26 protein-coding genes are annotated in these 26,363 nt (G+C 54.2%); 8 read left to right on the plus strand and 18 right to left on the minus strand.

What is annotated here, in order from left to right; all coding sequences use genetic code 11:
- The first annotated feature begins 99 nt into the window (after positions 1–99).
- Genes gluA through GP473_RS05185 form a run of 4 tightly spaced genes read left to right on the plus strand, consistent with a single transcriptional unit; the run spans position 100 to position 3,392 of the window.
- Positions 100–828 (plus strand): glutamate ABC transporter ATP-binding protein GluA, encoded by a 729-nt coding sequence (gluA, locus tag GP473_RS05170; RefSeq protein ID WP_185770696.1) that lies wholly within the window; start codon positions 100–102, stop codon positions 826–828.
- Positions 829–879: 51 nt separating this feature from the next.
- Positions 880–1,749, plus strand: a complete 870-nt coding sequence (locus GP473_RS05175; RefSeq protein ID WP_185769873.1) for a glutamate ABC transporter substrate-binding protein — start codon at positions 880–882, stop codon at positions 1,747–1,749.
- A gap of 18 nt (positions 1,750–1,767) precedes the next feature.
- Entirely contained in the window at positions 1,768–2,454 is a 687-nt protein-coding gene (locus GP473_RS05180) for an amino acid ABC transporter permease (protein WP_185769874.1), read from the plus strand.
- Positions 2,454–3,392 carry an amino acid ABC transporter permease gene (locus GP473_RS05185; protein ID WP_186276653.1) on the plus strand — a complete coding sequence of 313 codons (939 nt, stop codon included), beginning with the start codon at positions 2,454–2,456 and terminating at the stop codon, positions 3,390–3,392. The genes GP473_RS05180 and GP473_RS05185 overlap by 1 nt, the downstream gene beginning before the upstream one ends.
- 137 nt (positions 3,393–3,529) lie before the next feature.
- Here GP473_RS05185 and GP473_RS05190 read toward each other — a convergent pair whose 3' ends face one another.
- The 3 genes from GP473_RS05190 to GP473_RS05200 all read right to left on the minus strand — a co-directional run bounded on the left by GP473_RS05190 (position 3,530) and on the right by GP473_RS05200 (position 5,812).
- Positions 3,530–4,129 (minus strand): regulatory protein RecX, encoded by a 600-nt coding sequence (locus GP473_RS05190; RefSeq protein ID WP_185769876.1) that lies wholly within the window; start codon positions 4,127–4,129, stop codon positions 3,530–3,532.
- The gene (gene recA, locus GP473_RS05195) at positions 4,116–5,225 is read right to left on the minus strand and encodes a recombinase RecA (protein ID WP_185770697.1); all 1,110 of its coding nucleotides are present in this window, start codon (positions 5,223–5,225) and stop codon (positions 4,116–4,118) included. Before recA ends, GP473_RS05190 begins: the two co-directional genes overlap by 14 nt.
- A gap of 380 nt (positions 5,226–5,605) precedes the next feature.
- Complete coding sequence (locus GP473_RS05200; RefSeq protein WP_186276654.1) at positions 5,606–5,812, minus strand: DUF3046 domain-containing protein; 207 nt, start codon at positions 5,810–5,812, stop codon at positions 5,606–5,608.
- A 98-nt stretch (positions 5,813–5,910) separates the two neighbouring features.
- Here GP473_RS05200 and GP473_RS05205 point away from each other — a divergent pair, with 98 nt between their 5' ends.
- The 3 genes from GP473_RS05205 (at position 5,911) to GP473_RS05215 (ending at position 7,880) form a co-directional block, all read left to right on the plus strand.
- A complete protein-coding gene (locus GP473_RS05205) occupies positions 5,911–6,474 on the plus strand; it encodes a biotin transporter BioY (protein WP_185769878.1) in 564 nt (187 codons plus the stop codon).
- 74 nt (positions 6,475–6,548) lie between these two features.
- Complete coding sequence (locus tag GP473_RS05210) at positions 6,549–7,250, plus strand: energy-coupling factor ABC transporter ATP-binding protein (protein ID WP_185769879.1); 702 nt, start codon at positions 6,549–6,551, stop codon at positions 7,248–7,250.
- A gap of 3 nt (positions 7,251–7,253) precedes the next feature.
- Complete coding sequence (locus GP473_RS05215) at positions 7,254–7,880, plus strand: energy-coupling factor transporter transmembrane component T family protein (protein WP_185769880.1); 627 nt, start codon at positions 7,254–7,256, stop codon at positions 7,878–7,880.
- On the opposite strand, the gene GP473_RS05220 is transcribed toward GP473_RS05215, so the two are convergent.
- The 14 genes from GP473_RS05220 to GP473_RS05285 form a co-directional block, all read right to left on the minus strand.
- Positions 7,877–8,698, minus strand: a complete 822-nt coding sequence (locus GP473_RS05220; protein WP_185769881.1) for a PspA/IM30 family protein — start codon at positions 8,696–8,698, stop codon at positions 7,877–7,879. The genes GP473_RS05215 and GP473_RS05220 overlap by 4 nt on opposite strands.
- A gap of 90 nt (positions 8,699–8,788) precedes the next feature.
- A complete protein-coding gene (locus GP473_RS05225; RefSeq protein WP_185769882.1) occupies positions 8,789–9,163 on the minus strand; it encodes a helix-turn-helix domain-containing protein in 375 nt (124 codons plus the stop codon).
- Between the two features lie 44 nt (positions 9,164–9,207).
- A complete protein-coding gene (locus tag GP473_RS05230) occupies positions 9,208–9,735 on the minus strand; it encodes a CinA family protein (protein ID WP_186276655.1) in 528 nt (175 codons plus the stop codon).
- Between the two features lie 26 nt (positions 9,736–9,761).
- Positions 9,762–10,301: a CDP-diacylglycerol--glycerol-3-phosphate 3-phosphatidyltransferase gene (pgsA, locus tag GP473_RS05235; protein WP_186277283.1), complete on the minus strand. Its 540-nt coding sequence runs from the start codon at positions 10,299–10,301 to the stop codon at positions 9,762–9,764.
- Between the two features lie 80 nt (positions 10,302–10,381).
- The gene (locus GP473_RS05240) at positions 10,382–11,491 is read right to left on the minus strand and encodes a TerC family protein (protein ID WP_185769884.1); all 1,110 of its coding nucleotides are present in this window, start codon (positions 11,489–11,491) and stop codon (positions 10,382–10,384) included.
- Between the two features lie 189 nt (positions 11,492–11,680).
- Positions 11,681–14,797: a DNA translocase FtsK gene (locus tag GP473_RS05245; protein WP_186276656.1), complete on the minus strand. Its 3,117-nt coding sequence runs from the start codon at positions 14,795–14,797 to the stop codon at positions 11,681–11,683.
- A 64-nt stretch (positions 14,798–14,861) separates the two neighbouring features.
- Positions 14,862–15,548, minus strand: a complete 687-nt coding sequence (locus GP473_RS05250) for a TIGR03085 family metal-binding protein (protein ID WP_186276657.1) — start codon at positions 15,546–15,548, stop codon at positions 14,862–14,864.
- Positions 15,549–15,575: 27 nt separating this feature from the next.
- On the minus strand, positions 15,576–17,687 hold the full coding sequence (locus tag GP473_RS05255; RefSeq protein WP_281381080.1) for a ribonuclease J: 2,112 nt from the start codon (positions 17,685–17,687) through the stop codon (positions 15,576–15,578).
- A gap of 7 nt (positions 17,688–17,694) precedes the next feature.
- Positions 17,695–18,597: a 4-hydroxy-tetrahydrodipicolinate synthase gene (gene dapA, locus GP473_RS05260; RefSeq protein WP_186276658.1), complete on the minus strand. Its 903-nt coding sequence runs from the start codon at positions 18,595–18,597 to the stop codon at positions 17,695–17,697.
- Between the two features lie 138 nt (positions 18,598–18,735).
- Positions 18,736–19,488, minus strand: coding sequence for an FAD-dependent thymidylate synthase (thyX, locus tag GP473_RS05265; protein WP_186276659.1), 753 nt, complete (start codon positions 19,486–19,488; stop codon positions 18,736–18,738).
- 230 nt (positions 19,489–19,718) lie between these two features.
- Complete coding sequence (dapB, locus tag GP473_RS05270) at positions 19,719–20,462, minus strand: 4-hydroxy-tetrahydrodipicolinate reductase (protein WP_186276660.1); 744 nt, start codon at positions 20,460–20,462, stop codon at positions 19,719–19,721.
- 255 nt (positions 20,463–20,717) lie between these two features.
- The gene (locus tag GP473_RS05275; protein WP_186276661.1) at positions 20,718–22,988 is read right to left on the minus strand and encodes a polyribonucleotide nucleotidyltransferase; all 2,271 of its coding nucleotides are present in this window, start codon (positions 22,986–22,988) and stop codon (positions 20,718–20,720) included.
- Between the two features lie 211 nt (positions 22,989–23,199).
- Entirely contained in the window at positions 23,200–23,469 is a 270-nt protein-coding gene (gene rpsO, locus GP473_RS05280; protein ID WP_185769890.1) for a 30S ribosomal protein S15, read from the minus strand.
- Between the two features lie 141 nt (positions 23,470–23,610).
- Complete coding sequence (locus tag GP473_RS05285; protein WP_186276662.1) at positions 23,611–24,609, minus strand: bifunctional riboflavin kinase/FAD synthetase; 999 nt, start codon at positions 24,607–24,609, stop codon at positions 23,611–23,613.
- A gap of 31 nt (positions 24,610–24,640) precedes the next feature.
- Here GP473_RS05285 and truB point away from each other — a divergent pair, with 31 nt between their 5' ends.
- Positions 24,641–25,606, plus strand: a complete 966-nt coding sequence (truB, locus tag GP473_RS05290) for a tRNA pseudouridine(55) synthase TruB (protein WP_186276663.1) — start codon at positions 24,641–24,643, stop codon at positions 25,604–25,606.
- Between the two features lie 65 nt (positions 25,607–25,671).
- Here truB and GP473_RS05295 read toward each other — a convergent pair whose 3' ends face one another.
- The gene (locus tag GP473_RS05295; RefSeq protein WP_425488597.1) at positions 25,672–26,361 is read right to left on the minus strand and encodes a 4'-phosphopantetheinyl transferase family protein; all 690 of its coding nucleotides are present in this window, start codon (positions 26,359–26,361) and stop codon (positions 25,672–25,674) included.
- Positions 26,362–26,363: the final 2 nt, after the last annotated feature.

The following is a 26,363-nucleotide window of genomic DNA, read 5'->3' on the forward strand; positions in this document are numbered from 1 at the left end:
CTTCCCCGGGCGACAAAGCTATTTCATCCAATTGCAATATGAATGTGAGCTACGTCGCTATAGGATGTTTTCATGACGAACAACAACGCATCGACCTCGATGATCTCAATTCGAGGCGTGAACAAGCACTTCGGCGACTACCACGCTCTCCGTGACATCAACTTGGAAATACCATCCGGCCAGGTTGTCGTGCTACTAGGCCCATCCGGTTCTGGAAAATCCACGCTCTGCCGCACAATCAACCGCCTTGAGACCATCGATGAAGGAGAAATCCGTATCGGAGGTACGCTTCTTCCCGAAGAAGGTAAAGACTTAGCAAAACTTCGGGCTGAAGTCGGCATGGTCTTCCAGTCTTTCAACCTCTTCAGCCATATGACCATCCTGGATAACGTCACATTGGCTCCTATGAAAGTCCGTAAGCAGTCGAAGGCCGAAGCAAAAAAGCGGGCTATGGAACTGCTCGAACGCGTGGGAATCGCTCACCAAGCTGAAAAGTATCCAGCCCAACTATCTGGCGGCCAGCAACAGCGCGTGGCCATTGCCCGAGCATTGGCCATGGACCCCAAAGTTATGCTCTTCGACGAGCCAACATCTGCACTGGATCCAGAAATGATCAACGAGGTGCTCGATGTCATGGCTGATCTCGCACGGTCAGGAATGACAATGGTTTGTGTCACGCATGAAATGGGATTTGCCCGGAAAGTCGCTGACCGCATTCTCTTTATGGCCGACGGCACAATCGTGGAGGACACCGATCCCGAGTCTTTCTTCTCCCACCCCGAATCCGATCGAGCCAAGGACTTCCTCAGCAAGATTCTGGGTCATTAACCCGCTGGGTGACGACCCACTGCTGAGAAGAGTAGAGAAAGCTACAAGACTATGACATTTTTTCGACGCCTAACAGCCGCAGTTCTTGCCGTTCTTGGCGTGGTTTCACTCACCGCCTGTAGCGGTAATGAGGCACGTAGTCTACTGAGCTCCATTGAATCCGGACACGTGATTCTTGGAACAAAGTTTGACCAACCGGGCCTTGGAGTACGCACGCCCGATAAGAATTTTGAGGGGGTGGATACAGACGTATCGCGGTATGTCATCAGCTATATCGCCAAACATAAGGGATGGGATGTTCCCGAGATTACCTGGCGCGAAACACCCTCGGCACAACGCGAAACTCTCATTAACAACGGCGAAGTCGATATGATTGCGGCGACGTATTCTATTAGCGCCTCCCGCCTGCGCGCTGTCGATTTTGCCGGCCCCTACTTGGTGACCCATCAAGCACTGCTTGTACGTAAAGACAGCACTATTACCAAGCTCCAAGACATGAATGCATCAACCAAACTGTGCTCTGTCACGGGCTCTACCCCAGCTCAGAAGATTAAGAGTGCTCTGCCCGAAGTCCAACTTCAGGAATTCGACACCTACTCTGCCTGTGTGGAGGCTCTATCCCGCGGCAAGGTTGATGCGCTCACCACGGATGCGACCATCCTCGCGGGATTTGCTGAACAGTACAAGGGTCAGATGCGCGTGGTGGAAATGAGAAAAGATGACGGATCTTATTGGACCAATGAAAACTACGGCATCGGACTTGCAAAGAATCAGCCGGAAGCACTTGCGCTCATCAATGATGCTCTTAACGAAATGCACGATTCAGGCGAGTACAAGCGCATCATGAGTAAGAATCTTGGCGATGCCATCGAACCAGGAGATAAACCAAAAATTGGTGACCTCTCCTTCACTAAGAAATAGGAAGGAGGCTAGTCAACAATGAATGCAGATCTATGGGCTGATATGGCTCCTGAATTGATTCCAGCATTTTGGACAACCATCAAATTGACCTTCTGGTCTGCGCTGGGCTCTATGATCTTCGGAACTATCCTCACAGCAATGAGAGTGTCTCCGGTCGGAATCCTGCGTACTATCGCGACTTTCTACATCAACACCACACGCAATACGCCTCTCACGTTGATTGTGTTGTTTGCTTCTCTCGGCCTTTATGTCAATCTCGATATCACGCTGGCTCCCCAGGGACCGAATTTTACGACGCAGAACAACTTCAACTTGGCTGTCCTGGCGTTCGTTATCTACACTTCATCCTTCGTGGCCGAGTCCTTGCGCTCAGGTATTAACACCGTGCCGTTCGGGCAAGCTGAAGCAGCTCGTTCCTTGGGGCTGACGTTTATGCAAAATTTCCGCTACATCATTTTCCCCCAGGCACTACGGGGAGCAATTGTTCCATTGGGTAACACGCTCATAGCATTGACCAAGAACACGACAATTGCTTCAGTTATTGGTGTTGCTGAAGCTTCCTTGCTCATGAAAACCTCCGTGGAAAATTACGCCGACCAGGTTTTCGTGATCTTCGGCATTATCGCACTCGGCTTTATGATTCTCACGCTGCCGACCGGATTAATTTTCGGCGCAGCCGGTAAGCGATTGGCGGTGAAACGTTAATGTCTGCACACGCAACAGTTCTCTATGACACTCCCGGATCCCGTGGAGAGCGCATCAACAAGATCCTGACCGTCGCTACGGTGGTTATCGCCGCGCTCATTCTCGTCTGGGCGGGACGCATCCTGCACGCCAATGGGCAATTCGACTCCGATAAGTGGTCCCCATTCCTCGAAGGGCATATGTGGACCACATATATCCTCCCTGGCCTATGGGGAACGGTGAAAGCCGCTGTCCTCTCCATTCTTTTTGCACTGGTCATCGGTGGAGCTCTCGGTATTGGTCGGCTTTCGCACAATGTAGTCGTCCGCAGCATCTGTGGTGTGATCGTGGAATTTTTCCGCGCCATCCCCGTCCTGCTGTTGATGATTTTCGCTTATCAAGTCTTCGCTCTCTATGGGATTGTCCTCACCAAGCATCTTGCTTTCGCGGCTGTTGTTTTTGGGTTAACGATGTACAACGGTTCCGTCATCGCAGAAATCTTGCGTTCGGGTATAAAGGCTCTACCTGCGGGCCAAGAAGAGGCCGCTATGGCTCTGGGGCTATCCCGTATGCAAACCATGTTCCGTATTTTGCTTCCGCAAGCTGTCGCCTCTATGCTTCCTGCCTTGATTTCACAAATGGTTATTGCCCTGAAAGACTCTGCTTTGGGCTACCTCATCGGCTACATTGAGGTCGTTCGTTCGGGTCTGCAGTCTGCATCGTGGTTCCGCAACTACTTCGCAGCGATGGCTGTCGTGGCGATCATTATGATCATTCTGAACTACACGCTCAGCGTTCTCGCCGAACGTGTCGAAACTCAACTTCGAGCTGGTCGCGCACGCCGCAATATCGTGGCAAAAGTTCCACATCAGAGGGATGTGGGGCTCGAGACCAAGGATGCCGCCAATGTTGACTGGCACGACGCATCCCATAAGGATCTGCGTCACACCTACGAATAAGCCGCATCAACGAATGAGATGGTCGCGCGCACATAAACCGGGAACGCACGCTACGCTCCGTAGGCGCCCTGAGCTCTGTTATCCCCTTGAGATCAGAGCGCGGTTCTTAAGTCTTTCGGCTAAGCAGGTGCAAGTCTTTAACCCTTGAGTTCATCTATTCGATGGTTCAATGCACGCTGCGCGGCGGCAAAGCTCTGGGCCTGAGGAAACCCTCGCCTCGCCGCTACGCCGAGAATACGACGCAGATATTTGTCGTATTCAGCGCGCGTCTCAGGCACCGTCTTCACACTTTGAGCTTTCTTGTTCACAAGCGCCGCGAGAACTGCTGCGTTGTCTTCAGCCGTGATGTCTTTGAGAGCATCGTCAATTATTTCTGAGGCTACGCCTTTAGCTTGCAGCTCGTGCCGTAACACTGCAGCAGACTTTTTCTGATTTTTATGACGCTGACGCATCCACTCGACTGCGAATCGAGAATCATCCACCATTCCGTTGGCGACGCACCGCTCCACCACAGCATCAACGAGATCGCTGTCAAACTCAGCTTCCAACAGCCGGGAACGCAACTCATAGGCAGAGCGATCACGGTGGTTGAGGAGCCGAATGGCTTTGGCTTTCACAGGCGCTAGAGCTCTCTCCTCATCAACGTCTATGAGAGAGGGAGTCTCCTGCGACTCCCATTCTCGCAGTGCTTCTTTCAGCTGAGAAATTTTCTTGTCGAGGCTGCTATTCGTCGTCATCGTCAAAGTTAGGAGCCAGATCAATTGGCTGATCGTCAGGATCAACGTCAACCTCTTGATCCTTCTTGTTCGCATAAGGCCCTACTTTCAAGACCTGCATGATGCGATCTTCCAACTTCTCAGCCAATTCCGGATTGTGCTTCAGGAAGTCACGGGCCTTTTCCTTCCCTTGTCCTAGCTGGTCGCCCTCATAGGTGTACCACGCACCGGACTTCTTAATAATTCCGGCCTCAACGCCGAGATCAATAATGGAGCCTTCGCGGGAGATGCCTTCACCATAGAGAATGTCGAATTCAGCAATCTTAAATGGTGGGGAAACCTTATTCTTCACCACCTTCAAACGCGTGCGATTGCCCACCACGTCAGTGCCGTCCTTCAGAGCTTGAATGCGGCGAATGTCACAGCGCACAGAAGCATAGAATTTCAATGCCTTGCCGCCTGTCGTGGTCTCCGGCGAACCGAACATCACACCGATCTTCTCTCGCAACTGGTTAATGAAAATTGCAGTGGTTCCGGTCTGGTGGAGAGCACCGGTCATTTTGCGCAGAGCTTGACTCATCAGACGTGCTTGTAGACCTACATGGGAATCTCCCATATCGCCATCGATTTCCGCTTTCGGGGTCAGTGCCGCGACGGAGTCGATGACAATGATGTCAATCGCACCGGAGCGAATAAGCATATCTGCGATTTCCAATGCTTGCTCGCCTGTATCTGGCTGAGAGACCAGTAGCGCGTCGGTGTCCACGCCCAATGCGCGAGCGTATTCAGGATCCAAAGCATGCTCGGCATCGATGAACGCCGCGATTCCCCCGCCCTTTTGCGCCTGAGCAATTGCATGCAAGGCCACCGTGGTTTTACCGGAGGATTCTGGACCATAAATCTCTACTACGCGGCCGCGTGGGAATCCACCAATTCCGAGCGCGACGTTAATAGCAATGTTGCCGGAAGAGATAGCGCTGATCGGAGGACGATTATCGTCACCGAGACGCATGATTGCGCCCTTGCCAAAGTCTTTCTCGATCTGCGCCATTGCCAAATCAAGAGCCTTTGTGCGATCATTACCCGCCGTCGCAGTACTCTTCTTCTTCGGTGGCATGTCCTCTAGCTCCTTGCTGTTTTCCTTAGGTACCCCATCATGGTCACAATGCGCATTGAGAGTATAAGTATCCGGTTGCGTCTGTGAATGAGTCATGCACTATTGAACTCCGGACGCCGCCGTTTCGTTCACCCTTATTTGCACATCGTGAACATTTCTGGTGGGTATTTCAACTCTGGATTCATTTCCACGGAGTATTTCTACTCTGCACTACGTACAGACCAACACCTTACACGAACCTCTGTTCGAATACTTATTTGAAGCCCTTCGTGGCCTTTCCTATCTCCACAGCCTCCCGCCCCAAACGTTACCCAACCACTTCATGTGGGTGGCATTCAGGCGTTCTCTCTATTATTCCAAATAACTGCAGGTGGACAGCCCTAAAGGTCAGCCCCAAGCCGTCTCTGTGGCGGAACCTCAAAGTCATCACACAAAGCGCACCAGACATCTCTAAGATCGACCCCTTGTTCGATGAGCTTTTCGGTCGTGTCCCCATATGCCTCTAAGACGTGAGTGCTGGCAATCCACGTACCGAAAGAGTCACCAAACTCTCCATCTACCAACCGATCAAACTCTGCTCTCCGCATGGGGCTCAACCCTACACCTCAGTGACATATGCGGAGTTTATTGAACACTGTTCACATCATTCTTGAACAGCGTTTAATTCCGTGGTTAGATAATCGCCATGACATCTTTTAAGACCGTGGATATCGCATATATCGCCACATTCGCTGCGCTCATCATCGTGCTCGGAGCTGTGGCAGTCCCCATAGGCAGCACAGGTGTCCCCATCGTTCTCCAAAACATGGGAATACTTCTAGCCGCCATGCTACTCGGTTGCGTTCGCGGGGGCCTCACCACCGCTCTTTTCCTAGCTGTGGGGTTAGTTGGCGTGCCGAACCTAGCCGGCTGGCACCCAACCATCAGCGCGCTCGCCGGCCCGACGGTTGGCTATCTCGCCGGCTACCTCATCTCTGCCTTCGTTGTTGGGGCTATAGCCGAACGCGCACCACGGGATGCAACGAAAACGGGTTATCGCTTGGCCACCTTCGTCATTGCCGGCATTATTGGCGTAATCATCCAGTATGCATGTGGAACCATCGGGCTCATGGCTCGCCTCGGACTTGATTTTCCTGCCGCTGCGGGCACGAACCTACCGTTCATACCTGGGGATCTGCTCAAAGTAGTCCTAGCCGCGAGCATCGCAGTTGCCGTCACTAAGGCAGTGCCCGACCTGCTCCGGCGCTAATTTATCCCCGCCACACGCCACTTCACCCATGTGCCATCACTGACACTCCAACCAGAGCCCCACCAACAGATACCGTGCCTACCATCACTTTCTCTGACGCCTCACTCCGCATCGGCCAAAGAACGATCCTCGAGCAATTCTCGCTGTCCCTTAGCGAACACCGAATAGGAATCATCGGCGCTAACGGGTCAGGAAAATCGACCATGGCACACATGATTAATGGACTCATCTCTCCGTCTTCCGGAACCGTCTGCGTCGATAACCTCAACGTCGAGACACAAGGAAAAGAGGTACGCAACAGAGTCGGGTTTATTTTTTCCGACGCAGACAACCAAATCATCATGCCCACCGTAGAAGAGGATGTCGCTTTTTCTCTACGCCGCCGCAAGCTCTCCCGGGCACAGCGTAATGAGAAAGTTCACCACGCTCTCAACACTATGGGTCTAGCAGACCGCAAAGAACAATCACCCCATCAACTTTCCGGGGGCGAAAAACAATTGCTGGCCCTCGCCTCAATTACTGTGCTGGAGCCAGAACTCATCATTGCTGACGAACCAACGACGCTACTTGATCTGCGCAACCGCAAGAAAGTCGCGCGCATGCTGCACTCACTTCCCCAGCAGATGATCATCGTCACTCACGATCTCAATCTGCTCACCGATGTCGACCGCGTAATTTGTCTTGATGAAGGACGCATAGTCGATGATTCAGCAGATCCACGTTTGCCCTCGCCCAGCCCCCGCGCGGTCATAGATGCCTATGTGGAGCGTATGTAAAACATGAGACCTTCTCTCCATCTCCGCGTCCCAGATTCAGCCTATATTCCAGGCCGATCTCCCCTTCACCGAATGTCGGCGGGGACAAAAACTTTAGGGCTCGTTCTCTTTTTGCTCGTCACCGCGCTTTTCGTACACACAGTCCCGTGGGCTGTAGTAACTCTCGGAGTCACTCTAGGTAGCTACGTTCTTGCTCGGATCACTCCCCGTCAAGCAATGTCTCAACTTATTGTTCCACTGCCGGTCTTATTACTGTTGGCGGCTCTACTCTGGTGGCGCACCTCATTTATTCACGCTGCAGTGCACTCCATGGTGATATTCTCCGCAGTGGCATTCGCCATCCTACTGACAATGACTACCAAGGTCAGCGACATGATGGACACCTTGGAACATGCGCTTCATCCCTTAAAAAGGTGGGGCGTACCCGTTGAATCCATCTCCTTAGCGATGTCGCTGACGATGCGGCTCATCCCCCTACAGATGCAGACGGTCAACGAGGTTCTCGATGCACGAAAAGCCCGCGGCGGAGGCGCGTCAATCGTGGCTTTTGGCGTACCGGTGATTGTGCGTTCCCTCCTGCGGGCTAAAGCAATTGGTGAGGCTCTCATGAGCCGCGGCGTCGGAGACTAAGACTCTTCACGCAACTCCCGCATACGCTGTGCAACAGGGTCATCCGCAACTTCATCCTTCTTCGATTGAGAATCCGGAGACGCCGAAATTTGATGCTGTGTGGCATTCATTTCCGAACGGAGCTGTTCCAGGCGAGAATGACCAGCCAGTTGGACACTAGCTTGCTCCACTTCCATCATGCGATTTTGTACAGAACTCTGAGCCAGCTCAGCCTGACCCAGGGCGTTCGCGTAGCGAGACTCAATCTTCTCCCGAATCTGATCCAGATTTGGACCGGAGGCGGTCGTGAGCGAATCCATCGAAGTGAGTGTCTCAGCCACCTGCTCTTGCATCTTCGCCTGCTCCAGTTGGCTCAGCAGCTTGGTGCGCTCAGCAGTTTTCTGCTGAAGTTGCATGGCGTTACGCTCCACAGCCTGACGCGCTTGCTCTGCGCTGTGCAACGACTGATCGTGCATGACCTTCAGATCTTCGACATTTTGCTCCGCGGTGACCAATTGCGCAGCGAAAGCCTCCGCGGCGTTCTCGTACTCAGTGGCTTTTTGTGTATCGCCCTCAGTGCGTGCCTTATCCGCCAGTTGCAACGCGTTCTTAGTACGGGCTTGGAGGTTCTCAATATCCTCTAGACCACGGTTAAGCTTCATCTCCAACTGACGCTGATTGCCAATTACCGCGGCAGCCTGCTGGGACAACGCCTTATGCTGACGCTGAGCTTCCTGGATGGCCTGCTCAATTTGAATCTTTGGATCTGCGTTTTCCTCAATCTTGCTGTCGAACATGGCCATGAGGTACTTCCAGCCCTTGGATAAAGGGTTCGCCATTGAATACTCCTTGTAGAAAACGTGCACGGTGAGTTGGCGCACGCTCGATCGTCATACGGTTAATTCTTAAACATCCGGCCTCACGCAGGTCTACCGTGACGTGTTCACCGGCACCATCGACGCAGCTAGTTCCGCGGCCGCTGCGTCCAAAGCCATCATGGATGCTGCCTCTAAAATGACAGAAGCAACCGAAACTCCCATAGCGTGGCAAACACTCGCCAGAAGTTCGGAGGAAACTTCCTTTCGCCCACGCTCCAACTCGGACAAGTAGCCAGGGCTTACGCTGGCTACTTGTGCGAGTTCGCGCAGCGTGAATCCACTCTGGGAACGAAACTCTTTAAGGGTTGCACCGAGCGCCTCGCGCAACAGCGGCTCTTTGCCAGACAGATTGAACGAAGCAGCACGCACCTGGGAATCGGAGACATCGCTTTGAGCGGCATCTCTCACAATTGTTTGTTGTGTCATCACTCATCCCAACGGATTAACCCACTGATTTGTTCCCCGCTATCCTAACTTTTTATCGTACGCAACGCTGCAACCAGCGCCTCATTCACAGCTTGTAAACGGATAACTTGCCGTGCACTCTCAGAATCCATAGAATCCGCACGTTGTGAGGCACACATCGTGTAAACACCGCCTTCTCCCCTGTAACTCACCCCGATAAAGACATCACCGACGGGATGCCCATCCTGAGGATCCGGCCCAGCCACCCCTGTCAGACCAAGACCTAGATCCGCTCCGCAACGACGCGCGGCTCCCGCGGCCAGTTCGATCGCAACGCCAGGATCCACCGCCCCAACCTGTTTGAGAAGAGAAGCCGACACACCAGCTAAGTCGTGTTTCAGCTCCGTGGCATACACTACAAGGCCACCCCGCAATACCGAGCTGGCCCCAGGAATATCAGCAATGGTTGCGGCACACAAACCGGCAGTCAACGATTCAGCCGTGGCCACAGTAAGACCTTTAGCGCGGCAGAGTTGTACCAATTCTCGGCTCAGGGATCGCCCCTGGTTGCGGAGTTGTTCACTCAAATTCATCTGCAATAATCACCGGTGAGCACGGGCTACTGTTTCTTGCTGTCTACGATGTATTGAACACCAGTGACGACGGTGACCAATAGCGCGGCGGCCATAAAGAGATGCGCAATCCACGTAACTACCCCCGCAATAGGCAGGATGTACCAAGCCACAGCTGCAGTCTGCAAAACAGTTTTTAGCTTGCCGCCCTTAGACGCTGGCACCACTAATCCTCGCCGAGCCAAGACCATTCGCCACAACGTGATTCCTAGCTCACGTATCACGATGATTGCGGTGACCCACCACCACAACTCCCCCAAGAGGTTCAGGCTGAGCAGGGCGGCAATCATCAGTGCCTTGTCCGCGATGGGATCAGCTAGTTTGCCGAAATCGGTGATAACTGAGTACTTGCGCGCCAAAAAACCGTCAAGCTGATCGGTCAACATCAGCAAGCAAAAAGCCACAAGAGCCCACCAACGGTGGGTATAGGAGGCGCCGAAGCCGTCACGCCACCCCTCTGTGGTGAGGATCAGCCAGAGGAAAACAGGGATGAACACAATGCGTATCGTGGTCAACACATTAGGCATGCTGGTCTTGCGAACCAATGTTCCAAACGTGGACGCCTCACCGTGCGTCCCTGCCGAACCCTCAGTCTTACTCACGGTGACTACTCTACCGAAGCATCGGCTCGGGCACCGTTGACGGTCGTGCTTTGAGCATTGCTCTGCTCAGTGTTTCCTTTCATCTCTTTATCCAAACCTGCAGTCGGTTCCTGAGCGTTCTTTTCCGCTTCCAGGCGGTTACCTACCGTCAGAGATAGGAAGGTAGTGAGTAGCAAAATCCCGAGGATCACAACCAGGGACAGCTCCACCGGAACCTCGAAAACCGTGACGTTTTCTCCACCATTGATGAACGGAAGTTTGTTCTCATGCAAAGCATGAAGCAACAATTTCACACCGATGAACGCCAAAATTAACGAAAGTCCATAGGACAGGTACACGAGCTTATCGAGGAGTCCATCCAGCAGGAAGTAGAGCTGACGTAGTCCCAGCAAGGCAAAGGCATTCGTTGTGAAGACCACGTAAGGTTCTTGAGTAATGCCGTAGATAGCAGGGATGGAATCGAGTGCAAAGAGGACATCCACAAATCCAATAGCTAGCAAGGCAACAAATAGTGGCGTCAATACACGTTTGCCGTCTTTCTTAAAGGAAAGCTTGTCTCCGTGGTAGTCATCGTGAACCGGGACAACTTTGCGGATCATCTTCACCACAAACATGTCGTTCGGATCAGTTTCTTCCTTATCGGAAATCTCATCCCAGAGAAGTTTTCCAGCGGTCCACAGAAGAAAGATACCGAAAATGTAGAAGACGTCGGACCACAATTCGATAACTGCAGCACCGGCTATAATGAAAATTAAACGCAATAACAAAGCGATGGCAATGCCAATGAGCAACACTTTTTGCTGGTACTTACGAGGTACCTTAAAGCTCGTCATGATAAGCGCGAAGACGAAAAGGTTATCTATACTCAGAGCTTTTTCGGTCACGTACCCAGTGAAGAACTCTATGCCGTGCTGGTGAGGATTGCCCGGCTCGCCCCAAGTAGCCCAGAGGAATAGCCCGAACAGACAGGCGAGGCCAATATAGAACAGCGACCACCCGGCGGATTCCTTAATAGATGGCTCGTGCGGCGTACGCACATGTGAAAAGAAATCGAAGATGAAGAAACCGGCGATCACCACGATGGTGAGAGCCCAGACAAAACCATTAACTTCCATGATAAAGACCTCCGGTCTTTGACGACGACAAAAAACCGGAGGTCTCCCCCACTAGCTAAAAAGCTAGCCGGCAGAACCGGGGCCACAATGTGTCTGCACAATGTGCGCAACCGTGTTGACGATTCTTGCCGTAAGGGTGGGGTACTCCCCTCCACCAGTCCCACTGTACATGGGATTGAGCGCGAGCGTTTAGAACGCGCCGGCTGGTGGATGTGCCTGAACGATGCGAGTCCCGTCACGGCCCGATTCTCCCGTGCGGCCTGCGGTTCCATTGGAATCAGTACCACTACCTTCGTCAATCGGAGCGTCAGTGGCAGACTCCTCCACCGCCACATCCTTCGGCGCGTCCTCCGGCTTAGCTCCCTTAATCATCCAGATAATTGTTTCAAGTTCTTCCGGCTTCACCAACACTTCGCGCGCCTTAGAGCCCTCCGATGGGCCTACTACCCCTCGGGTTTCCATCAGGTCCATGAGACGACCTGCCTTGGCAAATCCGATGCGTAGTTTGCGCTGCAACATAGACGTGGAGCCAAACTGGCTGGTTACGACGAGCTCTACGGCCTGGAGCAGATCCTCCATATCATTGCCAATATCAGAGTCAATGTCCTTTTTCGCCTCAGCCGTCTTGTCATCGGTCACACCCTCTGTATAGTTCGGCTGGGCTTGTTCCTTCACCGCATCGACAACTGCTTGTACCTCGTCGTCCGTCACAAACGCCCCCTGCAGACGCTGAGGTTTTCCAGCTCCCTGAGGGATGAATAGTCCATCGCCCATGCCAATGAGCTTTTCAGCGCCTGCTTGATCCAAAATCACGCGGGAATCAGTCAAAGAACTGGTGGCAAATGCCAAACGGGATGGCACATTCGTCTTGATCAACCCAGTCACTACGTCCACAGAAGGGCGCTGGGTAGCTAGTACAAGGTGAATACCCGCTGCCCGCGCCTTTTGGGTGATGCGCACAATCGCATCTTCAATCTCTTTCGGAGCGGTCATCATTAGATCGGCCAACTCATCGACGACGCAGACAATGTACGGATACGGGCGGTATTCGCGTTCACTGCCCAACGGCGTAGTGATCTCGCCAGATTTAACTTTCCGGTTGAAATCTTTGATGTGGCGCACGCGGCAAGACTTCATGTCCATGTACCGCTGTTCCATCTCTTCGACCAACCAGGTCAGAGCGGCGGCTGCCTTCTTAGGCTGCGTAATGATCGGCGTAATCAGGTGGGCAATGCCCTCATAAGGTGTGAGCTCAACCATTTTTGGATCCACCAAAATGAGCCGCACTTCATCAGGGGTGGCGCGAGTAAGCAAGCTAACGAGCATGGAGTTAACGAAAGCCGACTTACCGGACCCGGTAGAACCCGCAACCAAAAGATGGGGCATCTTTTGGATCGAGTGAGCCACAAAGTCACCCTCAATGTCTTTTCCTAGGCCGATGAGCATTGGATCATGGTCGGCGACAACCTTTGGGGCATGAAGGACATCTCCCAAACGCACTAATTCACGGTCAGTGTTTGGCACCTCGATACCGACCGCAGACTTTCCCGGAATAGGCGTCAATAAGCGTACGTTATCGTTCGCCACGGCATAGGCGATGTTCGACTGCAAGTTAGTGATCTTGGAGACCTTCACTCCCGGACCCAGCTCGATTTCATATCGAGTGACAGTTGGTCCTCGAGAAAAACCAGTCACCGTGGCATCGACTTTAAATTCCTCAAACACGTCTGTAATCGCTTCGATCATTCGATCATTCGCCTTGGAGCGTGTCTTAGGAGCCTCACCAGGGACCAACAAATCGGTTGAAGGTAACGCGTATTCGCCCTCAGGTTTCCGAGCGATGACCCCACTGTCCTTTGGTTCGGTCTCTGATTTCGGGGTGGATGCAGGTACAGCAGAGGCGTCTATTCCGGATCGGGCGATAATCGCTTGGCGAACAGCCTCCCGCGATCCCTCCACTGGATCATTCTTAGCTCTGGGAGCGTCATTCCTGCCTGCCTTCTTGCCCGCCGCCGCAGTGTCTTTCGCTGTCTTCATGGCTGCCATCGAAGCGTTGCGGGTCAGTGGTTGATTACCCTGCGCGGATGAAGCGTGACAGACATCATCATCCAGCAGCTCAGCCACGTCATCCAGCGGTGCAGCGGAGGCTTGTGCGCTCCCTACTTTTCTGCGGGTGTTACGCCGCCGCGGTTTTTGTGATTCCCCGGATTCGGTCCGCAGCTCTGGTTCCGATTCATAGTTCGACGCCGCCCTGCCGGTAGGCAGCACCTTGGTCTGTTGCTGCGGATCGATGGGATAGTTGTCCATAGGGCTCGAGGACAGGGTGCGTCGAGGACGTGAGGCTCGACCACCACTCGCAGGACGATCTTCTTCTATCGCGCGCTCGATTTCTTCATCGACATCTCCATAAGCGTCGTCCTGATCCTGGTTTTCACGCCGCGCAGTGGAATCCGCATAGAGTCCTACCCCCAACCAATCACGGACTGCACCATACACCTGAGCGATAGTTAAGCCCGTAAGCTGGAGCGCTCCATAGAACACGAGGAGGATGAGTAATGGGATAGCGAGGTATTGGGAGAATCCCACCACCATCGGCGTGCCAACAATCTGTCCAATTACTCCGCCTGCCGCGGCTCGACCAACGGTGTCCGTCGGTAAACCAGCAAAAATGTGAATCATTCCCAACGTCGCGGCGATGATCAACACTGAACCCAACCATAATCTGCGAGTGGAGTGCTGCGTGGTGCTTACGCCCACCATCAATACCCATGCGCCGAATACGAGAATGACAGGAACTACCATTGCGCCTGCACCGACGAACCACTGGAGCAGGTTGGCTATGCCGTTACCCACTGCGCCGCCGACTTTGAACCACAGAGTTCCAGCCAAAATAATGGCGAAAGCAAAGAGAGCGATCGCCGAGCCGTCAGCTCCGCCTCCAATACGCACCCGCTCTATGAAGTCGGTACCGTCTTCCTGGGAGTCTGGAGATTCCATAACTTCCGTCGGAGTATCCATATCCTCCTCGTAGTAGTTATCAGAACCGTGATCGCTTGATGCAAAACGCCGAGTGAGCCCTCCGATTCCCCGGGCAGCACCAGAGAAAATGGATCCCAAAGAACTACCGACAGCACCAAATGCGCTACCCGTACGCTCAAATTCAGGGTCATGGCGCGAGGTGCTACGGCGAGCCTGTGGACGCGTCGACCGTGGTCCAACACCGTGGGCAGTTCGCCGCGCGGTAGAACGCGGAGAACTACCTGATCGGCTGGACGTGCGATTACGCGAGCGACTCGAGACAGACATAGCGCCCACTCTAGTCGCTCAAATAACACCAGTCACATTTAAAACACGCGCCTCAGGAATAATTTTAGAGAATACGGCGGTGAATTTTTTCTCTCGCCCCCGGTTGCGATTCGGTGATCTCGACGTGAGCCGCAGAGTCCCGGCCGTAAAGCCACAGCAGCAATTCCCCGGCGTCACCTCGGACACGTACTTCTTCAGCGGTATGAGCTCCAGCATGCTGAATGTCCGGCTCGGAACTTGCGGCGTCGGTTCTTTCTAACACCACATGCACCTTCGCATTGCGTAAGAACACGCGTGCAATCTGGGAAACAACCCGCCACAAATCGTCCCGAAGCGTGCGGTTTAGATCACGAGGAACACCCTGGCCTCCCCCGCGCCGCACATCCTCATGGTGAATGAAATTCTCGGCAAGGTTCACAAAAGAATCCATATAACGCATCGGATTCCACTTCGGCGGCCCCTGGCGATAATCCTCCACGATAGAAGCGTAATCACTGGACTCAATATCGCGAGATACATCGCCCAGGTGTTTACGCAGTCCTTTGATGAACATGCCTGCTGCCGCATCCGGCCGGTATTCACGGACGACGAGATGCACAGCGAGATCACGAGTGGTCCATCCCTCACACAAGGTTGGTGCATCGGGACCAACGGATAGCAAAAGGCTCGCAAGAGCTGCGCGCTCTGCCTGAGCGCTCGTCAGCTGCTTGCGAGCCGGCTGTTGCCAATGGGAATTCTGCTCGGAGGTCATACTCCTCTACACTAGCGCAGGAACCGCCTACTGAGACGGACGGGAAACATCCTCCTCCAGTTCCTCCACAATCTCCGAAGACATAGGAACCACCGTAGGAACGATAAATGGCTTGCGCTTCCACTTATCGGAGATCAGTTTACCGACGCGGCGACGGATGGCCTGAGCCATGCGATAAGGATCATTTTCGCCCTCACCGGCGAGATCCATCATGATGTTGTCCACCCGCTCAGTGATTTCCTTCAGCATGTCCCGAGCATCATCTGAGAAGCCCTTAGCTTGAACTGACGGTGCCTCCAAAGGACGACCAGTGCGGTTATCAATTACGACAGTAATAGACACCATGCCACCCTCAGCCATTGCGGTACGATCCTCGAGAACCTCGGAGTCAATGTCACCCATGCGGGTGCCATCGACATAGAGGTTACCCACTGTCATCTGACCAACGGCCTTCGCGTGGCCGTTAACCAGATCCACAAACACACCATTTTGGGCGAGAGGGATGTTGTCTGGATTGACACCCGTACTGATCGCAAGCTCCTTATTAGCTCGCAGGTGACGCCACTCGCCGTGTACGGGCATGGCATTGCGCGGACGCGCCGCGTTGTACAAGAACAGCAATTCGCCAGAATAACCGTGACCGGAAGTGTGAACCTTCGCGTCTCGACCAGTAATCACAGTGGCACCAATCTGAGACAGCATATTGATCACGCCAAATACGGCCTCTTCATTGCCAGGAACCAGCGAGGAAGACAAGATGATCAAATCCCCACTGCGTACGGTGATCTGGCGATGTTCACGGCGAGCCATACGTGACAGCGCTGCCATTGGTTCGCCCTGGGTACCGGTAGTCACCAGCACGACTTTGTGAGGCGCCATCTTCGAGGCTTCATCCATGGATACGATCGTTCCACGCGGAGCATTCAGGTAGCCCATGCGTTCAGCAATCTCCATGTTCCGGATCATGGAACGCCCATTGAAAGCCACCTTGCGCCCAGCAGCCACGGCTGCATCCACTGCCGACTGCACACGAGAGACGTTCGACGCGAAGGAAGCAATGATCACACGCTGCTTCGCCTCGGACACGAGACGCTTCAAAGTGGGAGCGATCTCAGCTTCAGATCCCGATACCCCCGGAGTGGTGGCATTAGTGGAATCGCAAAGGAAGAGATCAATTCCCTCGTCGCCGAAGCGGGAAAGTGCAGGCAAATCTGTCGGACGACCATCCAGCGGGGTCTGATCCAGCTTGATATCACCGGTGTGTACGACCAAACCAGCACCCGTCTTCAGAGCAATACCCAAGCATTCTGGGATGGAGTGGTTCACAGCAAAGAACCGAATATCAAACGGTCCACGAGACTCATGCGAGTTCTCATCAACTTCAATCAACTTTGGACGCTGGCGGTGCTCTTGTGTCTTTGCAGCAATCAGAGCACAGGTGAATTTCGAAGCAATAATCGGAATATCCGCCCGTTGCTTCAACAGCCACGGAATAGCGCCGATGTGATCTTCATGACCGTGGGTAACGACGAGCGCTTCTACCCGATCCCACTTGTCCTCTAAGTAGGAGAAATCCGGCAAAATCAAATCCACGCCCGGTTCACCGGAACTTGGGAAAAGTACACCACAGTCGATAATGAGCAAGCGGTTGTTGTACTCAAACACGGTCATATTGCGACCGATTTCGGAAATACCGCCGAGAGCGACAATGCGCAAACCGTTCTTTGGTGCCTTAGGTGGCTTGGGTAAGCGCTGGGTCAAGTCCACACCCTGCATCGCTTTCAGAGCACCCTTACGGCGATCGTTATTGTTTCCACCACCACGTCGATTGTTGTTCCCGCCGCGGTTGTTGCCACCCCGGTTGTTATTTCCGCCGCGGTTGTTGTTTCCGCCGCGGCCACGGGATCGACGGCTACGGTTGCGGTTGCCGCCGCCGTTGCTCTCACTCTTGTTAGCGGTGTTGTTGTTGGAGTTCGCCGCACCGCCATCATTAAAGGTGGTCGCAACGGCCTCGTTGGAAACGTTAATGCTTTGTGCCTCAGCATTCACGTTTCCAGCTTCAGATGCGGCAGCGGTCTCTGCACTCGGCGGAGCTGCCTTCCGGGTGACCTTACGGCCCCGGGAACGCTGTTCAGTCATATTTTCCTTATACTCCTGCATCCTGCAGGTCTTGTTCCAGCTGATCTAGTTCAGCTTGGGTTGGTTCGATAATCGGCAAACGTGGTGCTCCCACGTCGATGCCACGAAGCTTCAAAGCGGCCTTGGAGAAGGTGACTCCTCCGAGACGTGCCTGCGCACGCTGTAATGGAACCATGCTGACGGCGATTCTGCGCGCCTCGGCCACATCGCCTTTGTCGTATGCGTCGCGAAGAGCTTTCAAGCGATCTGCCGCCATGTGTCCAATCACAGAGATGAATCCGGTTGCACCAGAAGCCAACCAAGCCACATTCAGCGGATCGTCACCGGAATACCAGGCGAGGTCCGTGGTTTCGATCAATTCCATAGCCGCGGCGAGATCTCCCTTGGCATCCTTCACCGCACGAATGTTGGGGTGGGAAGCCAGTCGACGCACGGTATCCGGTGCGATAGGAGTCACCGAGCGAGACGGAATGTCATACAAGCACACTGGGATGTCAACAGCATCCGCAACTGCTGTGAAATGCTGAACCAGGCCTTCCTGACTTGGTCGAGAGTAGTACGGAGTCACTACCAATAGAGAGTCTGCACCTGCCTGCTGGGAGGCGCGGCAGATCTCGATGGACTCGGCCGTATTGTACGTTCCGCCACCAGCGATCAGTTTTGCGCGATCACCCAGCTCGGCACGTACAGCTCTGAGCAGGTCCAATTTCTCTTCCAACGTCACTGTTGGTGACTCACCGGTGGTTCCGGCGAGAACCAGAGAATCACAGCCCTTGTCTACAAGGTGGCCTGCAAGCGCCACGCCTGCGTCAAGGTCGATAGCTCCGTCCTTCGTAAAGGGCGTGACCATCGCCACCGAGATCGTGCCGAAATGCTCGGCTCCTCGAATCGCTGCATTACCTGTGCTCATGGATCACCAGATTACCTTCCTGCCCGACTTTTGGGCGCATTAGGGTGACAATAGCCAGTCGCTGACCACCGTAGCCACGGGTCTTCACCAGAATCTTCACAAGAAATATGAGGCAGATTAATTGTAGGCATTCAGAGCCTAGATGTCGCTCACATATGGGCTCGTCGCCATTTCCGCTCCATCGCGAAGAGCAGTGATCGAAAAGTCACCGAAAACCTCTGGTGCTTCAGATCGAAGCAACCCCAAACACTGAACAGCGATGCGTCGAATTTCCGGGTCGGCGTGTTCCGCGGCGCGCATGCCAATGAAGTGTCGCCAACTACGCAGACTGCCGCTCATCACGAAACGTGTCTCCGCACAATTGGGCAATACGGCACGTGCTGCTTGCCGCGCCTGCTTCATCCGCAGTACAGCATTTGGTTCGTGGGCGAAGCTCTCGCTTATCCCGTCGAGCAGTTCACCATAGGCCTCATAAGCCACATCCGCTGTCTGCAGGAATAACTGTGTGAGACGCTCATCCTTTAAGACCGCCTCGGGAACCACAACTCTCGCTTCCTCAGCCGGGACGTAGCGCTGCGATAACTGGCTAAAGGAAAAATGTCGATGCCGCATTATCTCATGGCTACAGGAACGCGACACCCCTCGGAGATACATCGTCGCACTCGAATGTTCCAAAACCGTCAAATGCCCCACATCCAAAATATGCCGAACGTAGGCATCATTAGCGGCGGTGTGCGGATTCGGTTTGTCCCATGTTTCGTAGCACGCGCGCCCAGCAAACTCGACCATGGCGGAACTATCGGAGGCTTCAGTATCCCACTGCACGCCCTCGGGCTTCGTAAAAGAAGTCGAACCTATCAGCTGAATATCAAGTTCCGCAATCGTTGCCATGGCTATATATTCTTCCGGTGTACTCGGTGTTATTAGATGTGCTTATACCGCTGGGGTGCTGTACTGACGGGAATCGCCTGCATCGCCAAACCAGGGAGATTGCTTCTTCCTCCCGACGACACTAGAGCAGTGTCCCCATACCCCCAGCGCACGGGGAATCGCGCACCTTCCCCGACACGTGCGCGCTGGAGAACTAGAGAGATAGAGCGAGAAAGGCGCCAGGAACATCCCTACAAGCCGAGGAAACTCTCCAAACCAATAGTCAGTCCAGGATGTGCAGTGATCTTCTCTACACCAATCAAAACCCCCGGGACGAAGGAGTCACGGTCATAAGAGTCTTGTTTGATAGTGAGGGACTGGCCGCGGGTGCCGAAAATAACCTGTTCATGCGCAACCATTCCGGTCATACGTACTGCATGTACTGGAATACCATCCACGTTGGCACCACGAGCTCCTTCCAGACTTTGCTCAGTTGCGTCGGGCTGGGTTCCTAGACCAGCGTTTCGGCGGCTGCGAGCAATCCCTTCTGCTGTATGAACAGCGGTACCGGACGGAGCATCCTTTTTGTTCGGATGATGCAGCTCAATGACTTCAGCAGACTCGAAAAAAGGTGCAGCCATTTCCGCAAACTTCATTGTGAGAACCGCGGAAATTGCGAAATTAGGAGCGACAAGCACACCGGTTTGGGGAGAGGCTTTCAGCCACTCACGCACTTGCTCGTACTTTTGCTCAGTCCAGCCGGTCGTTCCAACTACACAGTGAATACCGTTATTCACGCAAAACTCAACGTTGCCCATCACCGCATCGGGAACAGTGAAGTCGACGACGACCTCTACTCCATTGTCCACCAAAGTTTGCAGATCATCGCCACTGTCTAGCGCTGCGGCAAGAGTGAGGTTCTCATCGTCCTCGACAGCGGCAACGATTGCTGTTCCCACGCGGCCTTGTGCGCCCAATACTCCGACCTTTGTCATGAAACGCTCCTATTGATCAAGCTGTAGGTTCAGCCCTTCAGTCTAGGCCTCAAGGTGAAACCCATCGCGAAGCGACAGGCAGCTTCGATAAGGAAAACTCATAGACAGGCACACGCGCTCCTCACAGCACACAGAGCAATGCCCCGCCCTCCATTGCGTGGACGACGGGGCACGTACTGGTTGATGAGCGACACGCGGCGCACAGCCAGGCTATGCGACTCTAGTCCTCAACTAGTCCTCAACAAGGATCAGAGTCTAGTCCTCGACGAGAACCAAAGAAATCTTGCCGCGGTTATCGATATCAGCGATCTCTACCTCGATCTTGTCACCAACATTGACCTCGTCTTCTACCTTTTCCACGCGTCGGTCGCCGCCCAGGTTTGAAATGTGGAGCAACCCGTCGCGATCTGGAAGCAAGGAAACGAAGGCACCGAAAGCGGTCGTTTTGACGACCGTACCGAGGAACCGATCGCCAACCTTTGGTAGCTGTGGATTGGCAATCGCATTGATGCGCTCGATGGCAGCTTCCGCGGCCTTACCGCCCACAGCAGAGACGAATACAGTTCCGTCTTCTTCGATCGTAATGTTTGCACCGGTTTCTTCGGTGATGGTGTTGATGTTCTTGCCCTTCGGACCGATCACCTCGCCAATCTTGCTGACAGGGATGGAAATCGATGTAATGCGTGGTGCGAACTCACTCATGTCATCAGGGGAATCAATGGCGTCGGCCATTAAGCTTAAGATTTCCAGACGGGCGGTACGGGCTTGGCTCAACGCGTCAGCGAGAACATCGGAAGGAATACCGTCCAACTTAGTGTCCAATTGCAACGCGGTGACAAAATCTTCGGTTCCTGCAACCTTAAAGTCCATATCGCCGAACGCATCCTCCGCACCGAGGATGTCAGTCAAGGTGACGTACTTGTCCTTGTTTCCCACTTTTCCGCTGACCAAGCCCATTGCGATGCCAGCCACCGGTGCCTTCAACGGCACACCGGCGTTGTAAAGGGACAACGTCGAGGCGCAAACGGATCCCATCGAGGTAGAACCATTAGAACCCAGAGCCTCGGATACCTGACGAATGGTGTAAGGGAATTCCTCGCGCGAAGGGATCACCGGCGCCAAAGCACGCTCTGCCAAAGCTCCATGCCCAATCTCACGGCGTTTTGGAGAACCGACCCGACCGGTCTCGCCCGTGGAGTACGGAGGGAAGTTGTAGTGATGGATGTAGCGCTTGTGCTCGACCGGTCCCAAGGAATCAATCTGCTGTTCCATCTTCAGCATATCCAGCGTAGTGACACCCAAAATTTGGGTCTCCCCGCGCTCAAACAGAGCGGATCCGTGAGCTCGTGGCACGAGCTGAACCACAATGCCTAAATCTCGGATAGTGGTGTGGTCACGACCATCAATGCGGAAGCCGTCCTCGAGGATGCGACGACGTACTAGCTGCTTAGTGACGTCGTTATGAGCCGCACGAATCTCGGATTCCCGGTCCGGGTAGCTTTCCAGCAGCGCATCCACCACGTCTTGCATGTTTTCTGCAAGAGCCTCATCGCGTTCCTGTTTGTCTGCGATTTTCATGATGCTTTCCAAGTCACTGAGGGACTCGGTTTCCACAGAGGTGCGCACGTCCTCACCGAATGGTGGGAACAGCTCGAACTCACGGGTTTCAGCATTGACGGCCTGGGCCAACACATTCTGTGCCTCACACAAAGTTGCGATGAATGGCTTGGCGGCCTCGATGCCTTCTGCCACCACAGCTTCCGTCGGCGCTGGCGCACCTTCGGCGATGCGCTCGACGACGTTGTGGGTAGCACCAGCTTCCACCATCATGACAGCAACATTCGGTGTCCGAGAATTCTTGCTGCGGCGGCCTCGCCCTGCTTTGGCAGGCTTGTTCTCGGTAACTCGTCCCGCAACAACCAATTCGAAAACAGACTGTTCCTGCTGCTCATGGGTTGGGAAAGCGACCCACTGTCCCTTTGGATGCTTCTTATCAACCACAAGTGCCATCCGAACGCCGCCGACGGCACCAGACACCGGCAGACCGGAAAGTTGAGTCGAAGCGGATGCAGCGTTGATGGCCACTACGTCATAAGAATCCTTCGGATCCAAGGACATGACAGTCACAATGACCTGAACTTCGTTCCTCAAGCCTTTTGCAAACGTTGGACGCAACGGACGATCGATTTGACGGGCGGCCAAGATCGCTTCAGTTCCGGGGCGCCCCTCACGGCGGAAAAAACTTCCGGGGATACGGCCGGCAGCATACATTCGCTCCTCAACATCCACGGTGAGTGGAAAGAAATCAATTCCCTCTCGAGGATTACGAGATGCCGTGGTGGTGGAGAGGAGCATGGTGTCCTCGTCCAGATACGCGGTAACAGCTCCATCGGCCTGACGCGCCAACAGACCGGTCTCAAAGCGAACAGTGCGGGTGCCGAAATCCCCATTGTCTATGGTTGCGACGGTTTCCCAAACACCTGCGTCAGGATCAATCAATTCGGCTTGAATTTTTTGTGCGCTCATAGCGTGTAGTGCAATCGCCTTTCTTGACGTGTTGCCTTCCTGCAAGCGTATCTGGTCATCGGTGCCGATAGCCTACACAGGAAAAATCTGATGGTTCTAGCAAGTCTTCGATACTTGTCCGGCAACGACACTACCAAAGAAATACGAAAACCCGGCACTATCGCCAAGGCTTATGGCAACAGTTACCGGGAGCAGTTACTAGCGACAAAAGCTATCGACGCAGACCCAGACGCTCAATCAGGGAACGGTAACGGTCAACGTTGTTGTCAGCTAGGTACTTCAGCAGACCCTTACGACGACCAACCAGCAACAACAGACCACGACGGGAGTGGTGATCGTGCTTGTGGTACTTGAGGTGCTCGGTCAGCTGGCGAATACGAACCGTCAGCAATGCTACCTGAGCCTCTGGGGATCCGGTATCGGTCTCGTGCAGACCGAACTCCTTGAGAGTCTCTGCCTTCTGCTCCTTGGACAATGCCATGGATTATCTCCTTGTAGGTCGTTTTTTCAGTCCGCGCGAAAACGTACATGTGACTACCGCGGACCACAGTCACAGACTGGTCGAGACTAGCACCTCTTGCCAAGCCTAATCAAGCTGGCTCACCTTCAGAACCCTTGAGAATTAGGGCTTTTCTAACATCTGCCGAGTGCGAGCCACATCCTCGTTTATCGCATCAATGAGTTCTTCCAATGAGGTATACGTTTCCATCCCTCGGAGACGGTGCAGAAACTGCACAGTGACGTTCAAGCCATACAGATCTGCGTCGTGATCGAGAACAAAACTCTCCACGCTGCGCGGCTCATGACCAAACGTCGGGTTTGTCCCGACAGAGATAGCAGCCGGCAGTGCGCAACCGACGGGCATGGTGCCCACCGTCTGCGCACCATCGAGTGTCGGATTCCCCTGTGACTCTGAGTCCACCGTTAAGTAACCGGCGTACACGCCATCAGACGGAAGCGCGAATTTGTCCTGAAAATACAGGTTCGCTGTGGGGAACCCCAGTGCGCGCCCCCCACGTCCTGCCCCGTGAGTAACCTCTCCCCGGACAGAAAACGGCCTGCCGAGCGCCTCACGAGCCGCTGCTACGTCTCCGCCCTCCAAGCGCTCACGAATATAGGTGGAGCTAATAGTGTGCCCATCATCGTTGAGAAGTGGTATCACGGTGACCTCCATGTCACGCTCACGCCCGAGCTGGCGAAGGGTGTCAGGTTTACCACTAGCCTGGTGCCCAAATGTAAAATTCTCGCCCACGATCACGGCCCGTGCTCCCAGCAGATCTACCAACACATTGTCCACATATTCCTCGGGACTCCAGCGGGCAATCTCGGAAGTAAAACCCACCACGACGACGTGGTCTATTCCCAACCCCAGAGCCAGCCGTGCGCGATCTTCCACAGTACCTAGTAGTGCGGGCACTCGATCGGGACGAAAAATCACTGTGGGATGAGGATCGAAGGTAAACATCACGCTCGGGATGTCCAGTTCTTTGGCCTTTTCAACAGCAGCGTTGATGAGCTGTTGGTGCCCGCGGTGAACACCGTCAAAAACACCGATGGTCACCACGCTGCCCTGTGCGCTAAGTTCTTCCGGAATTCGGTCCAGTCCATACCAGATACTCACGGTGTTTCAGCCTACGGCATAGACTGTCTCCATGACTGATTCCCTCCCTCACAAGCCTGGTCAAGCCTTAGCAAAAGGCAGTGTTTTGGAACGCTCGGGTGTGGTTGTCGTGGACAAACCTGCCGGCATGACGAGCCACGATGTCGTGGCATCTATGCGCCGCATCATGGGCACACGGCGCGTGGGGCATTCGGGAACTTTAGATCCCATGGCTACGGGAGTTCTTGTCGTCGGAATCGAACGCGGCACGAAGCTCCTAGCGCACGTTGTCGCTCACGATAAGCGGTACGAAGCGACCGTTTCGCTAGGAGCGTCCACCATTACTGACGACATGGAAGGGGATATTCTCACGCGCTCCTCCGCTGAGCAACTAGCGGCATTGAGTGAGCAGAGCATTCGCGAGGCATTCGCTGCCCATGTCGGCGATATTATGCAGCGTCCTTCGTCCGTCTCCTCCATCAAAATCAACGGCCGCCGTGCGCATGAACTTGTCCGCGAGGGGGTCGATGTTGTTTTACCCGAACGCCCTGTCAGCGTGTTCTCTCTCGATGTTCATGACATCTCTTTTATTTCCGACACCACACATGATTATCCGCACTGGAGTGTGAAGATATCGGTGCATTGTTCATCGGGTACGTATATTCGCTCCATCGCACGAGACGTCGGTCAGGCTTTAGGAGTCGGTGGTCACCTCACTGCGTTACGGCGCACAGCCGCAGGCCCCTTTGATCTCTCAGAAGCACTGACATTGGAAGAAGTTCAGGATGCTCCCCGACTGTCACTGAGTTTGGATGAAGCGATGGTTCGGTGTTTCCCTGTGCGCGCAATTAGCGAAGCTGAGGGCAAAGACGTGGCGCGTGGGCAGTGGTTGGAACCGATAGGTCGCCGTGACGTATATGCGGTGGTGACTCCTAGTCAACATGCCATCGCGTTGCTCAAAGATAGGGGAAAACGCGCAGCCAGCGTTTTTGTCGCCCGTCCGGAGGGCATGACTTAGGCCACGAGCGCTGAGACGCCCCCCGCCACTCGGGTAAGTCGATAGGCATGGGGGTGAGTTGTGACCTAGTGCCGGCGCACGCCAGCTACCGTCACCACAAACCCGTGACGAATAGCCCAGCGGCCTTCAATGAAAGGCACGGGAACAGGGCGTAGCAAGAGATAAGAAGTGAAAGTTCCGTCGGGACGAATGTCGATGTCTGCCTGATCAAAATCCAGAAACCGACGGGTCAGAGGGAACCAGGCCTTGTAGGTAGATTCCTTGGCGCTGAACAAGACTTTATCCAGGTAGTCCAGGTTATGAGCGCGCGCAAGGCGGCGCAGTCGCCGCTGTTCCTCCGGTCTGGCGACGGTATTGAATACTCCTTCCGGCAAAAAACCGGCAGGTTCGGCGTCGATTCCCAAAGACCTCCACCGGGAGCTTCGCCCCACGAGTGCGGCGCGGAAACCGTCCGTATGGGTAAGAGAACCAGTCACTCCATCGGGAAAGACTGGCATTCCCCGCTCGCCGCGCATAATTGGCTGATCGTCTACGAATGCGCGCATGGCTTGGTGGGCGCACCAACGGGAGTCTCCAAAGTCAGCCTTCCGACGATCAACAGCGTGTTCCACAAGCTGCTGCTCCGTGGGGTGCAGTCTGTAGTAATTGCTCAGATCCGTCGCTGAACTGTGCATCTCCACACAACGAGTACCACGTGGCAGCATATTCTCAGAAATGACCGATGGGACGCGTTGGCCAGCGAAATCCACCGCCATGG

This window comes from Corynebacterium anserum (assembly GCF_014262665.1).
Lineage (GTDB): Bacteria > Actinomycetota > Actinomycetes > Mycobacteriales > Mycobacteriaceae > Corynebacterium > Corynebacterium anserum.

Excerpts from the sequence above, each read along its gene's own strand:
- gluA (WP_185770696.1), top strand. The coding sequence starts at position 100 with ATGATCTCAATTCGAGGCGTGAACAAGCACTTCGGCGACTACCACGCT.
- GP473_RS05175 (WP_185769873.1), top strand. The coding sequence starts at position 880 with ATGACATTTTTTCGACGCCTAACAGCCGCAGTTCTTGCCGTTCTTGGC.
- GP473_RS05180 (WP_185769874.1), top strand. The coding sequence starts at position 1,768 with ATGAATGCAGATCTATGGGCTGATATGGCTCCTGAATTGATTCCAGCA.
- GP473_RS05185 (WP_186276653.1), top strand. The coding sequence starts at position 2,454 with ATGTCTGCACACGCAACAGTTCTCTATGACACTCCCGGATCCCGTGGA.
- GP473_RS05190 (WP_185769876.1), bottom strand. The coding sequence starts at position 4,129 with ATGACGACGAATAGCAGCCTCGACAAGAAAATTTCTCAGCTGAAAGAA.
- recA (WP_185770697.1), bottom strand. The coding sequence starts at position 5,225 with ATGCCACCGAAGAAGAAGAGTACTGCGACGGCGGGTAATGATCGCACA.
- GP473_RS05200 (WP_186276654.1), bottom strand. The coding sequence starts at position 5,812 with ATGCGGAGAGCAGAGTTTGATCGGTTGGTAGATGGAGAGTTTGGTGAC.
- GP473_RS05205 (WP_185769878.1), top strand. The coding sequence starts at position 5,911 with ATGACATCTTTTAAGACCGTGGATATCGCATATATCGCCACATTCGCT.
- GP473_RS05215 (WP_185769880.1), top strand. The coding sequence starts at position 7,254 with ATGAGACCTTCTCTCCATCTCCGCGTCCCAGATTCAGCCTATATTCCA.
- GP473_RS05220 (WP_185769881.1), bottom strand. The coding sequence starts at position 8,698 with ATGGCGAACCCTTTATCCAAGGGCTGGAAGTACCTCATGGCCATGTTC.
- GP473_RS05225 (WP_185769882.1), bottom strand. The coding sequence starts at position 9,163 with ATGACACAACAAACAATTGTGAGAGATGCCGCTCAAAGCGATGTCTCC.
- GP473_RS05230 (WP_186276655.1), bottom strand. The coding sequence starts at position 9,735 with ATGAATTTGAGTGAACAACTCCGCAACCAGGGGCGATCCCTGAGCCGA.
- pgsA (WP_186277283.1), bottom strand. The coding sequence starts at position 10,301 with ATGCCTAATGTGTTGACCACGATACGCATTGTGTTCATCCCTGTTTTC.
- GP473_RS05240 (WP_185769884.1), bottom strand. The coding sequence starts at position 11,491 with ATGGAAGTTAATGGTTTTGTCTGGGCTCTCACCATCGTGGTGATCGCC.
- GP473_RS05245 (WP_186276656.1), bottom strand. The coding sequence starts at position 14,797 with ATGTCTGTCTCGAGTCGCTCGCGTAATCGCACGTCCAGCCGATCAGGT.
- GP473_RS05250 (WP_186276657.1), bottom strand. The coding sequence starts at position 15,548 with ATGACCTCCGAGCAGAATTCCCATTGGCAACAGCCGGCTCGCAAGCAG.
- GP473_RS05255 (WP_281381080.1), bottom strand. The coding sequence starts at position 17,687 with ATGACTGAACAGCGTTCCCGGGGCCGTAAGGTCACCCGGAAGGCAGCT.
- dapA (WP_186276658.1), bottom strand. The coding sequence starts at position 18,597 with ATGAGCACAGGTAATGCAGCGATTCGAGGAGCCGAGCATTTCGGCACG.
- thyX (WP_186276659.1), bottom strand. The coding sequence starts at position 19,488 with ATGGCAACGATTGCGGAACTTGATATTCAGCTGATAGGTTCGACTTCT.
- dapB (WP_186276660.1), bottom strand. The coding sequence starts at position 20,462 with ATGACAAAGGTCGGAGTATTGGGCGCACAAGGCCGCGTGGGAACAGCA.
- GP473_RS05275 (WP_186276661.1), bottom strand. The coding sequence starts at position 22,988 with ATGAGCGCACAAAAAATTCAAGCCGAATTGATTGATCCTGACGCAGGT.
- rpsO (WP_185769890.1), bottom strand. The coding sequence starts at position 23,469 with ATGGCATTGTCCAAGGAGCAGAAGGCAGAGACTCTCAAGGAGTTCGGT.
- truB (WP_186276663.1), top strand. The coding sequence starts at position 24,641 with ATGACTGATTCCCTCCCTCACAAGCCTGGTCAAGCCTTAGCAAAAGGC.
- GP473_RS05295 (WP_425488597.1), bottom strand. The coding sequence starts at position 26,361 with ATGGCGGTGGATTTCGCTGGCCAACGCGTCCCATCGGTCATTTCTGAG.